Source organism: Nocardioides pelophilus, assembly GCF_014180685.1.
Classification (GTDB): Bacteria; Actinomycetota; Actinomycetes; order Propionibacteriales; family Nocardioidaceae; genus Nocardioides; species Nocardioides pelophilus.
The window spans coordinates 36,175-51,805 of the sequence record NZ_JACEHF010000006.1; the positions used below are offsets into that span (position 1 = coordinate 36,175).

Genomic DNA, 15,631 nt, shown 5'->3' on the forward strand with positions numbered 1-15,631 from the left:
CCCGCACGCCCTAGCCCAGCGCGAGGCAGGCCCACGCGGGCTCCGAGCGCGTGTTCCCGCGGATCGTCCACACTGCCGCGCACGCCTCGTCGGTGGCGAGCACCGTCCCGGATCCGGTGACAGGGCTGGACTGGCCCGGGATCAACGCGGCGTCCGGGTCGGCCTGGTCGGTTCGGTCATAGGGCTGCACGAGGAACTGGTCTCCTTCTTGACGCTCGGGCACGGTCCAGGACACGCGGAGCCGGTCCTGGCCGTCGGGACGCACGGTCACCCCGGTCGGCGTCGGCGGGCCGCCGCTGTCGAACGGATCGCGCGGCTGGGTCGTGGGCTTGTCGGCCTGGTCGCCGCTGGTGGCGTCTGGCGACCGCTGACCGAGCCAGACCCCGACGGCCACGACGATGAGGATGACCAGGGCGCCGCCGAGGAGGGCGGGGTTGAGGGAGCGGCGCGGCGGCGCATCGGCCGGCGGCGCTTCGGCCGGCGCGGCGGCGGTCGGGGCCGACCGGGCCGCGCTGGTGGCGGGCATGGCGGTGTAGTCGCTGGGTGGCTGGTGGAGCACGACATCGGGCGCGGTCTTGGGTTGCACCGCCCCGCCGACCGCGGTGGCTTCGAGCGGTGGCGGTGCTGCGACAGGCGGCGGGCTCCACGCCGGCGCGGGGGGTGCGGGCGCGCGTGCGGGAACGGGGGCGGGTTCGGGGTCGATGGAGACGAAGCCGCTGACCCGGGTTCCTCCGCCGTCGTCGCCGGGGGCGATGTCGATGACCTGCTCGTCCAGTACGTCGATCGTGGTGACCGGTAAGTGCAGCTCGGCCTGGATGCTTTGGAGTGCGCGCGCGAACTCGTGTGCGCTGTCGTAGCGTTCGTGTGGCGCCTTGGCCATCGCGGTGCGCAGGGTCCGCTCGAGCGATTCGGGCACGTCGGGTCGGCGCGTTGGTGGCAACGGCATGGTGCGCACCCGGGGCGCAAGGGCGACGGCGTCGTTGGCTCCGCCTTGGACGTGGAACGGGGACCGGCCGACGAGGGCGGTCCACAAGGTGGCGCCGAGCGAGTACACGTCGCCGCTGGGTCCCATCGGTGCGCCAACCGTGAGCTGTTCGGGCGGTGCCCACGGCACGCTCATCCCGAAACCCTCGCCGGACTGTGCGCTGGCGGTGGTGACCGAGATCCCGAAGTCGGTCAGCGCGGCCCGACCGAACTCGGTGAACAGGATGTTGGCGGGCTTGATGTCGCGGTGCAGGATCCCCAGCCGGTGGGCGGTCTCGACCGCGCCGCTGAGCTGAATCACGACTTCGAGCGCCTTGGTGACGGTGAGTGGCCTGGCTCGGATCCGGAGCGCGAGGTGGGGTGGTGGGCAGTACTCCATCACCAAGAACGGCCGGCCGTCGGGCGTAATTCCGGCCTGGTAGATGCTGACGATCGAGGGGTGGTTGGACAGCTTGGCCATCACGTTCGACTCGACCTCGAACGATGCTTGGACGTCGGCGTCGATGTCGCTGAGAAGCACCTTGACGGCGACCTTGCGGCCGAGCATCTGTTGCTCGTACTGGAAGACGTCGGCGAAGCCGCCGGTGCCGAGCAGCTCGAGGAACTGGAACCCAGGGAGGTCAGGCGGGGGTCCGGGTTGGCGGGCGTTCACGGCAGCTCCTCGAAACGCAGGTGCACGCCATGCCCAAGGTCGATCACGTCGCCCGGGACGAGCAGGTGGGGCTTCTCGAGGAGACGGAACGGCGGTTCGCCGTTGCGTCGCAGAAACGTTCCGTTCGTAGAGTTGAGGTCCACCGCCAGCAGGCTCCAGCCCTCGACCCGCAGAGCGACGTGGCTTGCGGAGACGTGCGGGTGTTGGAGGGTCATCAGGCGCGGGATCGCGGTGCCTTGGAACCTCGACGCGCGCGGCGCCCGCCCGATGATGACGGGCCCGTCGAGATCCGCCCGTTCGCCGGTGCTGACCAGGACCCGCCCAAGGGCAGGCTGAGCGATCCGGGTCGGGGACGCGTTCAGTCCGCTCCCGCACACCCGGCACTGGGCCCGCTGCGGAGGATTGGCGTGGCCGGCCGTGCACAGCACCGCCAGCACTCCCCCATCGGCGCCAGGCGCCGCGACCGGTCCAGGCGGGCTGGGGTCGGGAAGTGCGGCGATCGTGTGGCCGTCGTGGTCGCCGAGTCCCACAGAGGGCGCCAGTTGGCTGGCGGGCTGGCTCGATGGCGGCGAAGCAACCGGTGGCGCCGCAAGTGCCGGTGGCCTCGCCGCGGGATTCGGCGCCTCTGCCATGCCCGGCACCGCGCTGATGAAGTCGGGCGGCAGGTTCAACGTCGGCGGCTTGCCGTCTGCCTGGTCGCTGCCTGCCGCCGACGGCGCACTGGACGGCTCCTCCGCCTCAGCGGACTCGGCCGGCTCTGCCTCCCCCGCCTCGTCCTGGTCCTCGTCCTGGTCCTCGTCTTCCAGCCAGGTGACCTCCGAGGGCGGCGCGGGCCGGCTCTCGACTGGCGCTTCAACCGCCGGAGTGGCGTCCGGGCGCACGGCTGCGCCCTCGACAGAGCCCGCCACGGTGTGGTCGGCCCAGATGTCGTCGAACCCGTCCCCTGCTGGTGCTGGCAGGTCGATTGGCTCACCAGCGGCCGCCTCAGAACCGTCCTTCAGCTCGGGCTCGGCGTCCTCGGGCTCCACGTCAACCTCGGGCGCATCAGCCTCCGGCGCAGCGTCGAGCTCCGCGGTCCCGGCGGGTTCAGATGCTGCCGGGTTCGGATCGGCTTCGGGCTCCGATTCGACCGCGACGTCCGGGACGTCGCGGTTGCCCGGTTCGTCCGATGCCTTGGCGGCCTCAGGCTCGCTCTCGCTTCCCGGTTCTGGCTCGAGCTCGGGCTCGGGCTCGGGCTCGGGCTCGCCGAGCATGGCAGCGACGGCGGCCTGACTCACGCCGGCATGTGTTGTCTGGGCGAGATGGACCCTCACGGCCGCCACCCCGACAACGCCGGACTCGATCGGCATCTGCTCGCCATCAGGGTGCTCGTCGGCCCGCCCGAACCGCAGTGTCGTGACCGTCGTTAGTCGACGCTCGGTCCACGTGGCCACGTCCTGGCCGCTGACCGTGGTGGCGGCGCCGTCGTCGCCAGTGGCGACGATCTCGAACGAGCCGCGGACCGCGAGATGAGCCTCCTCGGGGCCCGAGAAGACGGCGATTGCGAACGGCGGTAGGTCGAGCAGACGCGAGCCGGTGGCTTCTCCGATCTCGGTGAGGACCGCGCCGACGGTCGTCGGGGTCGGCAGTGCGCGCAGCCGTTCCCACGTGGCGCTGGCGACGGCGGCCTCGATTCCGGCGGCGAGCACGACGACGCCACCGGACCAGACAATGGCGGGATGATTGCCGGCGACGTACAGCACCTCGGGTGTCGTCACGGCACGACCTCCAGGTCCGGCCGGGTGTCGCCGCTGAGCTCGATCCCGGACTCGTCGACGGTGTCGTCAGCGCCCGGAAGGTCGGCCGGGACGGGTGTGCCGGATACGTGCCCGGCGTCCACGACGAGGGCGGTGATGTTGTCGCGGCCGGCACCGGCGATCGCGGCCGCGACGAGTGCGGTCGCAGCCTTCTGTGGGTTCGGGGCGGCCTGCAAAGTGGCGCCGATCAGCTGGTCGCTGACCTCGCCGGTCAGGCCGTCGGAACACAGCAGGATCCGGTCGCCGGCGCGCGCCGGCAGCAGCCACTGGTCGAGCACCGGGGCTTGGGGCAGGCCACCGCCGATGGCCTGCGTGATGACGTTGCTGCGTCGGTCCGTCGGCGTGGCGTCGGACCGCATCCCGAGGTCGACCAGGGCCTGGTGGTGCGAATGATCGACCGTGACCTGCTCGAGGACATCGTCGCGCATCAGGTAGGTGCGTGAGTCGCCAATGTTGAAGATCAGCCAGCACGGCTCGTCGTCGTGAACGGCGAGGCCCACGCCGGTCAGGGTCGATCCGGGGGCGCCTCCGACCTGACGGCCCAGCTCACGCACCAGCCGGTTGGCGGTGGCGGTGGCGTCCTTGAGCGACTGTGGGGTCACCCAGGTGCCCCAGGACGTGTCCTGGAATGCCTGGACGACGAGCTCGGCGGCCTCCCGCCCGGACGCGTGGCCACCCATGCCGTCGGCAACCACGAAGACCGGCGGATTGGCCAGGTGGGCGTCCTGGTTCTCCTCGCGGTGGTTGCCGGTGTGCGAGTAGGCGCCCCAACGGACGTCGAGCAGAATGCCTGTCATCCGAGAACCACGATCGTGCGTTCGCCGTACCCGATGGTTGCGCTCGCGGGCACCACGGCCGTCTCCCCCGGGACCAGGCGAACCGTGGCCCCGTCGGCTTCCTGGATGGTCACCCCGTTGGTGGAGTGGAGATCTACCACCCATGCCCCCGACTCGGCCGGGCCGACCGCCAGGTGCGTCTTGGAGACCGACTTGGTGGCGTCGACGACCGGGAACGGCACGGCGTCCGGGTGCGTAGCCGGTGCGACCGGGTCGCGACCGATCACCCAGGTGCGGTCCAGCCGCAGCTCGGAACCCTGGTCGAGCCGCAGCACCGGTACGCCGCCCGAGCCCGGCAGCGGCCCGGGCATCGTCAGGTCCGCCGGCACCGGTGCCGACACGTGCGAGTTCGGGGCAGCCGGTGGTGGCGGCGGAGGCGGTGCGGGTGCGGCCGGAGGGGGCGGTGTAGCCGACGGTGCGAGGAACGCCGAGGACGGGGGAAGCATCACCGGGGCGGCCGCAGATGGCGGCTGGGCGGGCTGGCCCGGTCGGCGGGAACGTCCGCGGAACCAGCTCACCGGCTACCCCCTGACGTTGCGCTCAACCCGCCCCGACCCAGCCAACGCGGTCGCCTGAGCAGGGACCGCACGGAGAATCGTTGCCGAATCCTGTCGCGCACGGAGGCGGTTTTGCGGAACTCGGTGCGCAGTGCGTCGACCGCGGTCCACACCGTCTCGACGTCGACATCGGTCGGCTCGGCCGCACCGAACACGTGCGCGTCCACGCGGTGCGCGATCGGGATGCTCGTCGTCGGCGGAACGAGCTCCTGCAGCAGGACGGCGGACTCGAACCGGGTCGCCGGAGGCGGAACCCGGACGCCGACATCGGTCGCCAGGTCGACGATCTCGGCCCATCCGCCGCTGATTCGGTCCGACGGGCGGCCGGTGGTCCGGCGACGCCGCCGGCGGCGGGCCTTCCGGGCCGCGATCAGCGCGAACGGTCCGACCAGCACCGTTGCCGCACCGACGGCGATCGCAGCGATCTTGACGAGCCGCCAGATCCCGCCTCCGGTCTCCTCGTCCTTGTCGACGTCGGAGTCCGCGGGCGGCGGTGCTTGGGGGTCGCGGTCCTCGGGGATGTCGGGCGGCGGCAGGACCTGCGGGTCGCGTCGTTTCTCCGGTTCGGGCTGCTGCTGGTCGGGGCGTTGGTCGTCTTCTGGGGTCGGGTCAAACGGCACCCATCCCAGGTCCTCGAACTTCACCTCGATCCACACGTGCGCGTCGTCGCCGGTGATCGCGATCTCATCGCCCGTGGCGGCTGCCTCGGGGTCGGGGTAGAACCCCATCACCACCCGGGCGGGGAGTCCCAGGTCGCGGGCCATGAGCGCGGCAGCCACGGCGTACTGCTCATCGTCGCCGACCATCGGGCCGCCGTTCTCGTCCGCGAGCAGCCGCTCGATCCGGCGACTGGTGTGCCCCGGCAGCGACGGGTCGGGATCACCGTCGGCATAGAACCCGTCGGTGCGCAACGCGGTCTCGATGGCACGCAGCTGGTCCATCGGCGTGGCCGCGTCGCCCTGGAGATCGGGCAGCATGGCTCCGACGGCGTCGACGGTCGCGGAGTTGGGTCCGATCGGGAACGACTGGTCTGGTTGCGCGTCCGAGGGCAGGTCGGCCTTCTGCTCGGTGCTGTAGCTCGGTGCGAGGGCCACCTGCACGGAGTAGTCGGTGCCTTCGCCGAGGCCGCCGGTCGCGAGCGCGGTGCCGGTCGCGGCGTTGTAGTAGACGTCCCCGAGATTGTCGGTGGCGTCGAGGCGACGCAGGTCGCCGCCCCCGGGCAGCCAGACGCCGTCGTATGCCTCGATGTGGAACGAAAGATCGGTCAGCGCGGCGTCGGGCTCGGAGTACTCCGACGGCTCGACCGAGGAGCCGACCCGCGCGAACTCCGCGGAGGTCTCGGTGACGTTGTAGACGTCACCGTCGTACACGTCCATCGCGGCGAGCCTGATCCGGGCGCCGTCGGGAAGCCCGCTCACGGTGAACAGCACCTCGTCCTCGAGGTCGGACTCCAGGTAGCGGAACTTGGTCAGCGGGCTCGGGTAGGCGTCGGGGTCGAACGGTGGGTCGATCTGGTCCCGGAGCACGTGGCGGTCCGGCTCGGGCGCGAGCAGCAGCCAGCCGCCGACCCCCAGCCCGGCCGCCAATAGGAGAGAGACGCCGGCCGTCGCCGTCTGTCGAGCGCGAGGGCCGCGGCGGGTGGTGGCGGAGCGGAGGAAGACGACATGGGTGTCGACCGAGCCGAGCTGGGAGCGCCACGACGTCCAGCCGAGCGCAGCGAGGACGAAGAGCGCGCCCTGGAGGGCTGCGCTCGGCGCCTCGTGCGAGCCCCACAGGATGCCGGCGACGAGGAAGGTCGCGGCCGGGAGCAGCGTCAGGGCAACGACCCAGCCGCGACGCCGTACCCGGAGCACGCCACCGGCCGCGAGGGTCGAGCTGACGAGCGCGACCAGGAACGGCAGCACCGCGGGGCCGTCGAAGTCACCCGCGGGAAGCGGCACAGTGAGCACGTCGCGCCACGACTGCCACGACAACAGCGTGAGCCGCTCGATGGTCTCCAGGGTGGGCGCCAGGCCGCCAACGGTGGTGTCGGGCAGCGCCAGCGGACCTCCGAACGCGAGGTAGACCACGATGGCGGCAAGCAGGGTCCCGAGCTTGGTCCAGCCGCGCCACGACGAGACGACCGCGAGGCTCAGGCCCAGCAGCGCTCCGGCGGCTGCGGCGGTGTAGCCGACCGCTCCTCCGAACACCGGGCCGAACGCCAGCACGCCGGTGGACAACAAGACGCTAACGGCGGCGAGGTCGACTGCGCCGCGGCGCACGGCGGGTGACTGCCACAGCCCGGCGCGTCTGGTGGTGCTGCCCGAGGTCGCGGCTTTGGCTCGGGCCACGCCGGGGACCGGTGTAGCGGTCATCGGATGCTCCTCAACGCGCGCGGAAGGGCATGGACGTCGGGCAGGTCGACCAGGGTGAGGTCCCCGATCCGCCGCTGCGCCAGCGTGAGTGTTGCGTCGCACCGCAGGCCCAGGCAGGTGAGGGAGACGGGCACCGCCTTGTGGGCGCCGCGCAGGTCGCGGGGATCCGCGGCGCCGCCGGCGATCAGCATCGCGACCGAGGCGTTCGGAACGGCGGCGACCGCCTTGGTTGCCAGATCGCGCAGCGTGAGCTGGGTCGTGGCGGGAGTGAGCTCGGCCAGTCGGTCGAGCAGCAGCGGTGCGGTCGATGCGTGGAGCTCGCCCGTAGAGGTGTAGATACTCACCTGACGGTCGAGGCTGAACGCGTGGCGGGCCAGCGACCCGGCGATGGAGACCGCGGACTCGAAGTCCTGCTCGCTGGCGTAGTCCTCGGCATGGGTTGGCAGCACGACGAGCAGGTGCGCGCGGCGGGTCTCCTCGAACTGCCGCACCATCAGCCGCCCGGTCCGCGCCGTGGTCCGCCAGTGGATGGATCGCCGGTCGTCACCGGGCTGGTACTCCCGCAGAGCGTGGAAGGACACGTCGTTGGAGGAGAGGTCCTGGGTCGTGACGCCCTCGAGGTCGCGGATGAACCCGGTGCTGTCGTTGGCCAGCGGCACCGTGACCGGGTGGACGAACAGGTCGATCGAGTCGGCCCACTGCTGGGTCCGGCGCAACAACCCGAGCGCGTCGGAGCGGACAGAGCTGATCGGGCCGATCGTGATCACGCCGCGCCGGCGGGTGGGCACGTCAAAGAGCTGCTCGTGCTCCTCGTCGTGCGCCAGGCTCGGCAGCGTGAAGTGAGCGCGGCCGCGTCCGACGTTGAGCTCGATCCGGGTCGCGAATAACGACCGCCGCGCCCGGTTGCGGATCAAGAGCCGCCCGCTTGCGGTCTCCCCGGCCACCACCCGGGTGCGAGGCAGGTCGAAGGTCACCGCATACGACGTGCGGCCGAGCAGCCACGCCACCGCGACCAGCAGGAGCAGCAGGCACGCCAGCCCGATCACGCGCAGCTCCGTCCAGCCGGCAGGAACGCCGAAGGCAAGGCCGCCGAGCGTCCCGGCGGCCGCGACCCAGCCGGTCGGGGTCACCCAGTCTCCTGCACGGGCCGCGCGCTCGCCGTACGGCGTCAACCGCTGCCGGACAGCCTGGACGGTGCGCTCCACGCGGGGGCCGAGTCCCGGTCGGATGGAGCGCGGGACCCGGCGGACCCAGCCGAGGACGGGGGCGGCGAAGCTCACGGTCGGGCGTCCCTCAGCTCACGCCGCGCAGCTGCGGGGCCGGGATCGAGGAGACGACGCGGCCCATCACCTGGGTCGGCGTCGAGCCGGCGAACTCGGCCTCCGGTGAGAGCACCAGCCGGTGCGCCCACACCGGCGTGGCCAGCGCCTTGACGTCATCAGGCGTCACGTAGTTGCGGCCCTGGGCCGCCGCAAGCACCCGGGCTGCGCGCACCAAGGCGATCGAGCCACGTGTAGAGACACCCAGAGACGTCTCTGCGTCGTCACGGGTCGCCTCGGTGAGCTGCTGGACGTACTCCAGGACCGCGTCGTCGACGTGGTTCTCCTTGACCAGGTCGATCATCTGCGCCACCGCGGCCGATGCGACGACCGCGCGGAGCTGCTGGGTGCGGTCGGGGTTCGCAGACCCGGCGAGGATGAGGCGAGCCGCGGCACGGTCGGGGTAGCCCACCGACGCCTTTATGAGGAACCGGTCCAGCTGGGCCTCGGGCAGCTTGTAGGTGCCCGCCTGCTCGACCGGGTTCTGGGTCGCGATCACCATGAACGGGCGGCCGACATCGTGGCGGACTCCGTCGACGGTGACGCGCGACTCCTCCATCACCTCAAGCAGCGCGGACTGGGTCTTCGGCGAAGCCCGGTTGATCTCATCGGCGAGCACGATCGAGGCGAACACTGGGCCCTTGTGGAAGTCCCAGGTGCTGGTGCGCTGGTCGTACATCGTGATGCCGGTGATGTCGGAGGGCAGCAGGTCCGGGGTGAACTGGATCCGGCTATGCGTGCCGTCCACCGTCGCGGCCATCGCCCGCGCGAGCGCGGTCTTCCCGGTGCCCGGCGCATCCTCGAGGAGGAGATGCCCCTCGGCCAGCATGCAGACCAGCGCCAGGCGGATCACGTCGGTTTTGCCCAGGAGGGCCTGGCCGATGTTGTCGGTCAGCTTCGTGAACGTCTGGGCAAACCAGGTGGCGTTCTCAGGGGTCATCGACATCGGGCTTCCGTTCTCCTCGTCCTAGTTCTGACTGCAGTTGAAATCGCCGCCATCTCCGTCAAACGTGCCGTCGCTGAATCGGGCACCTGCAGAGTCGTAAAGGCGACCGGGAGGTCCTTGGTTGATCCAGCCGCTGTCGCCGCCGCCGTCGGTCCCGATCGTCGCGTACCAGTCGACCTCTCCTGAGCCGGCGACCCAGCAGTAGACGCTGCTGTTAGGCGCCCAGTTGTGCAGCTGGATGTACACGTACTTGCAGTCTGCGAAGTTGCACGGCGACTTGGCGCCTTCGTGCTTGACCGAGTAGGTGTGCTTGGGCCACGCCGCGCCGGTCGCACTCGCCGGGGGCGTGCTCACGGTGGGATCGTCGCCGGACGTACTCGTGCGCACAGTGACGGTCAGGCTCGTCGTGCCGCCGGCAGGCGCACTCTTCGTGACCTGTCCGCTGCCGGAGTTCCCGCTGCCCTGTGGCGCACTGCCCGGACCATCGCCGCTCCAGCTACAGGATCGGCCGTTGGAGGTGACTGACCAGTTGAACGTGTGGCTCTGATAGCCGGCCGTACCCGGGGAGACGCTGACCGCGCACGGCGCGAAGGCATTGACCCCGTCGCTCTGTTCGGGGCCTGGAGCCGATTGCTGGCCGTTCGCCGTGGTGACGGCCCAGACGAACACGTTGACGGTGGAACCATTTGGGAGCCCGCCGATCACAGCAGGTGAGGTGATCTCGTGAGGTGCGCCGCCGCCGAGCCGGTAGTAGTAGGTCACCGATTGCGCGCCGTGCAGGTCTGCGCCGCTGAAGGTCACCCTTGCCTGCTGGGACGAACCGGTCGGCGTGACGGTCAGGTTGCGCACGGGGCCGGGCTCTTTTGCGCCTCGCACTGGCGTGGTTGCGTCCGACCAGGGGCCCCAGCCGTCGATGGCCCCGCTGTCCGGGTTGTCGCGATTGAAGAGCTGCACCTGGAAGCTGTCGTCCTTGCCTTCGCGAAGGTCGACACGGCAGGAGGTCGCCGAGACCTTTCGACACTCGACCGTCGCGCCGCCCGCGCGCTGCACCCTGTACTGGTCGACCGAATGGCCGTGGTCGTCGTAGGTCCAGCTGATGAGGGCGGACGGATCGGCATCTGGACCGTCGGCGACGATCGTCGGAGTTCCGGTGACGGTCGGCTCGCCGTTGGGGTGCTCCGCAGTCTCGGTGGACCAGGCGCTCGCGCCCTGCTTGCCGTCGGTGATCGGTTCGGAGTCGTTGATGCCGCGCACCTTGATTCGGTAGTCGGTGCCGTTGGTGAGTCCCTTGATCGTGGTCTTGAGGCCGCCGGTCGTCGTGATCCGCCCGTTGTAGCTGATCTCGTAGGTGTGGACGTCGCTTCCCTCGTATGCGGGCTGGGTCCAACTGACCTCGAGGTTTCCGTCACCGAACGACGCCTTGACGTTGGCCGGCGGGAGCGGCACCTGATCCGGGATCGCTTCACGCGACCACTCCGAGCGTTCGGAGTCGCCGACCTCGTTGGTCGCGAGCACCCGGAACTGGTATGGCTCGGCATTGGTCAGGCCTGTGACCGTGTGGCTGGTGGTGGCGCCGTCGAGCTTGACGCTGTCGGATCCGCCGGCGCCACGCCACTCCAGGGTGTAGCCCGTGATCGGTGCGCCGTTGTTGTCCCCGGCCTGCCAGTCGACCTGGACGGTCTTGGATTCGGTCGGGTCGGCGGTGGGCGCGCTGGGGGCGTCCGGCTTCCCGCGGACGTGGAGCAGGATCTCGCCCTGCGCTTCTCGGGACTCCAGGTCGGTCGCGTCGCGCAGCACGTAGGTGACGACCATGGTGCCGCTGTAGTCCTCGCCCGGGGTGATCTTGACGGTGGTGCCCGAGCTGCTGATGTCGGCGTCGTCCGGCACGGCGGTGGGTTCTCCGACCACCCTGAGGTCCTCGCCCTCCTCCTCGAACGGGTTCGTCGCGTACTCGGCTAGGTCGACCTCGGTGGTCTCGCCGGCGGCCGCGTCGAGCTCGACGGGTCGCGTTGTGATGGGCGGCCGGGTGGTTTCGAGCACTTGGACGACCGTTGCGCGGCGCACGTCGCCGGTGGTCCCGTCGGTGACGATGAGGTCAAAATGCAGCTGGGTGCCGGGCTCTGCTCCGCCGCCGAGGGCGACGGTCAGCGTGTCGTCATTCAGGCTGACGTCGAGACCGGAGTCCTCGTTGTCGATCTCGAAGTCCAGTCGCTCCTGGTCACCCGGGTCGGGGTCGGTGGCCAGGCTCGAGAGGTCGCCGACCCAGGGCTCCTCCTTCGAGACCGTGATCTCGGGGATCCGCAGCTGCGGTTTGGTGCTGCCGCCGGGCTTGACCCAGATCGGGAACGTGATCACCGACGACTGCGCGTCCGCGTCATCCTCGCCGGTGCTGTCAGCGACGGTCGCGGTCACCGATGTCGGGCCGTAGTAGTGCGGGTTGGCTCCAAACACGATGACGTCCTCGTCGTCGGGCTTCAGCTCCGATCCGTCGTGCCCGGGCCCAGGGTGGATGTTCTCCGCGAACGGCACCGTCGGTTCCCGGCCCTCACGCACCGCGACGTACTTGGCCAGCGGGATCCGCACAGTCTCCCCCGCAGTCACCTCGATCGGGAGATCCGCGTCCGGCGCAAGAACAGGCCTCTTCGCGGCCGGAGAGTTGGTACCCGGAACGAGCACGACCGCGCGCCCGACCTCGCCGTCGGCATCCGTGAGGGAGTAGACGACGACCTGACGCTCCTCGCGCAGCGGGATGCGGAGCCGGCCGTCGGCGTCCGCCTCGACGCCGTCGACCTCGGTGACCGGGTCGAGCGAGGAGATGGCGCCGTCGGGGTCCTCGTCATTGGCGAGGACGTCGACGATGACCTCCTGGCGGCCGACGACCGCCGAGAGCGGGACCCGGTCATCGCGAGCGATCGGCGGAAGCGCCGGTGCGTCCGGGTCGACAGTCACGACCAGCTGGCCGTCGGTCGCCGCGCCGACCTTGTCCTCAATCGTGTAGCCGATCCGGAGTGTGCCTGGTTCGGCGGGGGTGCGGAGCTCGAGCCGCCCGTTGACGATCTCGACCTCGGCGTCGCCCTCGAGCGTGGTCGCGTCGGTGAGTGTGAGGGGTTCTCCTTCGGGGTCGATGTCGTTGACGGTGACAGGGACGGCGACGAGCCGGTCGGTGCGGACCATGCGTTCGTCGGTGATGGCGACCGGCGGCTTGTTGGTCGCGGGCGGTTGCGCGATGCCGACCCGGACCTGGCCCTCGCCGATCGCGCCGTCGGGGTCCTCGACGAGGTAGGTGAAGGTGTCGGTGCCCAAGTAGTTGGACTCGACCTCCGAGCTGCCGGGCAGGGTGGCGGTGTATGTGAGCGTGTCGCCGTCGACCTCAACCGAGCCCTTGGTGGGTGCCTCCTGCAGGCCCACCAGCGTGGCGGAGTCGCCGTCGGGGTCGATCCCGGCCAACGGCACCTGGATCTCCACGTGGCCGCCCTGGAACAGGCGTGCGGTAAGTGGCTTGGGTTCTGGCGCGGAGTTCGGGCCCTTCGGGCGGATCGAGATCCGCACGATGCCGCTGTCGACGTTGCCGAGCGGGTCGGTCACGTCATACCGGACACGGACCTCGCCCTCCTGGTCGTTGGCGACGAACCGGACCTTGTCCTCGGACACGAACGCCTGGCCGAGTTCTTGGCCTTGGGTGATCTCGACCTTGGGCTTGACACGGAGCCGGCGGTCCGCGGGTGAGACGTCGTTGTTGAGCACATTGACGGTCACGATGTCGCCGGCGCGGACCACGCCCGTGTCATCGCCGGCGACGGGTGCACCGGAGCGCTCGCGGTTGTCGGGGACGACGGTGACACTGCCGGTCTCGGTCAGCGTGCCGTTGCTGACCACGTAGGGCACGGTCGCGGTCTGGTTGCCCAGGCCGCGGCCGCGGATCCGGAGCAGCTCGTGGTCGACCACCTCGGCGGTGACCCCGTGGACACGGTCAAGGTTGACCGACTCGAGTACCAAGATGCCGCCGGCGGGATCGGTGTCGTTGGCCAGCACCGGCACCAGAACCTCGCCGCCTGCCGGGAGCACGGCCAGGTCGTCGTCCGGGATCGGTCGAGCGGAGTTGTCCGCCGGCATCACGTCGACACGGATCACGGCAGTGGCGGTGCCGCCGCCGTTGCTGACGGAGTACTCGATGTAGTGCGTGCCGGCCTTCTGCCCGGTGATGGTGAGGGAGTCGTCGTTGTTCTGGGTGACGTCGAGCTCGCGCGGGATCTCGCGGTCCAGCTCGAGATAGAGGTCCCCGCCGCCGGGGTCGACGTCGTTGCGCAACGGGCGGACATCGACCTCTTGGCCGGCGAGAACGGTGACGAAGTCGGCCTGGGCGATCGGCTCGGTGCGGCCGTCGGCGGGCTTGACGGTCACCATGAGATCGACTGGTATCGTGCCGGTCTCCCGACCGTCGGTCAGCGTAACGGTGACGGGGCGATCGCCGGGGCGCTCGCGGCCGTCGTCGACGACGCGGATGTAGCCGTCGGGGCGGAAGGTGCCGGTCATGCCCTTGGGGAACTCGACGTTGTCGACCCAGAACGGGTCGCCGTCCTGGTCGACCCACTCCTGCAGGATGTGGTGCTCACCCGCACCGCGCGACCGGATCGTCATCTTGCTCGGCCGCTTCGGCGTCACCAGCCGCACGCCCTCGTTGAGCTCCTGGGGGCGCACCGTGACCGACACGGCTGCAGGCGCAGTGCCGTTCGGGCGGCCGTCGTCGGCGGTGTAGTCGAACTGGTGGGTACCGGTGGCGTCGTCGTCGACGACAAGCCGCACCGCGCGGCCGTCGCGTACCAACTGAAGCTCACCCAGCCCGGGCACCTTCTCCGCGCCGTCAGCCAGGGACAGGGTCAGGACGTCACCATCGGGGTCGGTGTCGTTGCCGAGCACGGGAAGCGTCACCGGCCGGCCGGCGCGGACCCCGAACTCATCGTCGGTGGGCTGGGGCGGCTCGTTCTTCTTGTTCCGCCGGAACTCGATCGTCTCCTGGTTCCGGTCGTCCTGCTCGTCCTGCTCGATCTCCTGGCGGATCGTCTCCCACGGGTCGTCGAGCAGCAGCATGTTCTCGTTGACCAAGATGATGTCGCCGTTGCCGACGTCGTTGAGGGTGACCTTGTCGCGGTTGGTGCGAAACACCAGTCGCGAGTTCGGCACCCCGCGACGGGAGAGCTGCTCGGGGTAGGCCTGGCTGATGTCGGCGGAGTCGTCGTCGCAGTCGCGCACGTACCAGCCGGTGCCGGCCCAGGCGGCATAGGTGCAGGTCCCGACGACCACGGGTGCGGCGGGGCGCCCACCGGCGGGAGTGGTGATCGGGTCGCCGGGGTCGTCTCCGTCGAGCGGCACCTGCCACAGGCCCGATGGGCCGGCGAGGGTGATGACGTCGGCGTCGTCGCCGGGCTGCTGCAGCTCGAGTGACTCCGCGCCGTCCACGTCGGTGCGGTGGTCGGTCCAGGCTACCCAGCCGGCGGTCTTGTTCAGCACGACGCCGGTGTCACCGACCGCGCTCAGCACCACCTCGTCGCCTTCGCCGATGGTAGGCGTTGCGCCGACCTCCTCGACGGTCCACCCCTCCTCGACTCGGGTGAGGTCGCGCAGGGTGCCGTCGGGCGTGACGGTGTGGATCACGTCGTCCTTGCCGACGACGGCACGCACCCCGACGTTCCCTTCCAGCACGGGTGCGAGCGATGCCGGGTCGAAGGTGCTGGTCTCCTCCACCGGGAGCGCCCAGACCGATCCGGCGGTCGGGTCGGCGACGGCAACGATGTCGCGGCCTTGGGTGGCCCCGGCGATCTTGGGGAGCTTCGCGGTTGAGGAGGGGTCCCAGGTGGCGGTGTCGACGGACTGGATGCCGTGGCCGCGCAGGTCGTGCAGGACGACCTCGTTGGCCTCCTGGCTCACGTCGGAGTCGGTCGAGGCGAGCTCGGTGTAGCTGTCCAGCTCGCGCGACTCGTAGTTGAGGTGCGCGGCCATCGGGACGCCGTCGAGGTCAAGGTTGGTCACCCACACGCCGCCGTCGTGCAGGTCGAGGTCGCTGACCTCGACCCCGTCGTGCAGGACCGCCAGCGTCGCCAGGGCGAGCGTCAGCGCGGTGAACGCCCCGACGGTCCGGGTGCGTTGGCTGGGGATCGCCGCCGCGACCCGACTCTTCAGACTCATCACT

General features: G+C 70.5%; 8 protein-coding genes. All 8 read right to left on the reverse strand.

Annotated elements, in window-relative coordinates:
- Nucleotides 1-10: 10 nt before the first annotated feature.
- Entirely contained in the window at nucleotides 11-1,636 is a 1,626-nt protein-coding gene (locus tag H0488_RS02930; RefSeq protein ID WP_183097785.1) for a serine/threonine-protein kinase, read from the reverse strand.
- A complete protein-coding gene (locus tag H0488_RS24875) occupies nucleotides 1,633-3,393 on the reverse strand; it encodes an FHA domain-containing protein (RefSeq protein WP_183097786.1) in 1,761 nt (586 codons plus the stop codon). The genes H0488_RS02930 and H0488_RS24875 overlap by 4 nt, the downstream gene beginning before the upstream one ends.
- Nucleotides 3,390-4,229, reverse strand: a complete 840-nt coding sequence (locus H0488_RS02940; protein ID WP_183097787.1) for a PP2C family protein-serine/threonine phosphatase — start codon at nucleotides 4,227-4,229, stop codon at nucleotides 3,390-3,392. Before H0488_RS02940 ends, H0488_RS24875 begins: the two co-directional genes overlap by 4 nt.
- Nucleotides 4,226-4,579, reverse strand: a complete 354-nt coding sequence (locus H0488_RS24525; RefSeq protein ID WP_183097788.1) for an FHA domain-containing protein — start codon at nucleotides 4,577-4,579, stop codon at nucleotides 4,226-4,228. The genes H0488_RS02940 and H0488_RS24525 overlap by 4 nt, the downstream gene beginning before the upstream one ends.
- A gap of 203 nt (nucleotides 4,580-4,782) precedes the next feature.
- On the reverse strand, nucleotides 4,783-7,179 hold the full coding sequence (locus H0488_RS02950) for a transglutaminase-like domain-containing protein (RefSeq protein ID WP_183097789.1): 2,397 nt from the start codon (nucleotides 7,177-7,179) through the stop codon (nucleotides 4,783-4,785).
- Nucleotides 7,176-8,459 carry a DUF58 domain-containing protein gene (locus tag H0488_RS24880; RefSeq protein ID WP_183097790.1) on the reverse strand — a complete coding sequence of 428 codons (1,284 nt, stop codon included), beginning with the start codon at nucleotides 8,457-8,459 and terminating at the stop codon, nucleotides 7,176-7,178. The genes H0488_RS02950 and H0488_RS24880 overlap by 4 nt, the downstream gene beginning before the upstream one ends.
- A gap of 13 nt (nucleotides 8,460-8,472) precedes the next feature.
- Nucleotides 8,473-9,444, reverse strand: coding sequence for an AAA family ATPase (locus tag H0488_RS02960; protein ID WP_183097791.1), 972 nt, complete (start codon nucleotides 9,442-9,444; stop codon nucleotides 8,473-8,475).
- Nucleotides 9,445-9,465: 21 nt separating this feature from the next.
- Nucleotides 9,466-15,627, reverse strand: coding sequence for an Ig-like domain-containing protein (locus H0488_RS02965; RefSeq protein WP_183097792.1), 6,162 nt, complete (start codon nucleotides 15,625-15,627; stop codon nucleotides 9,466-9,468).
- Between the last annotated feature and the right edge of the window lie 4 nt (nucleotides 15,628-15,631).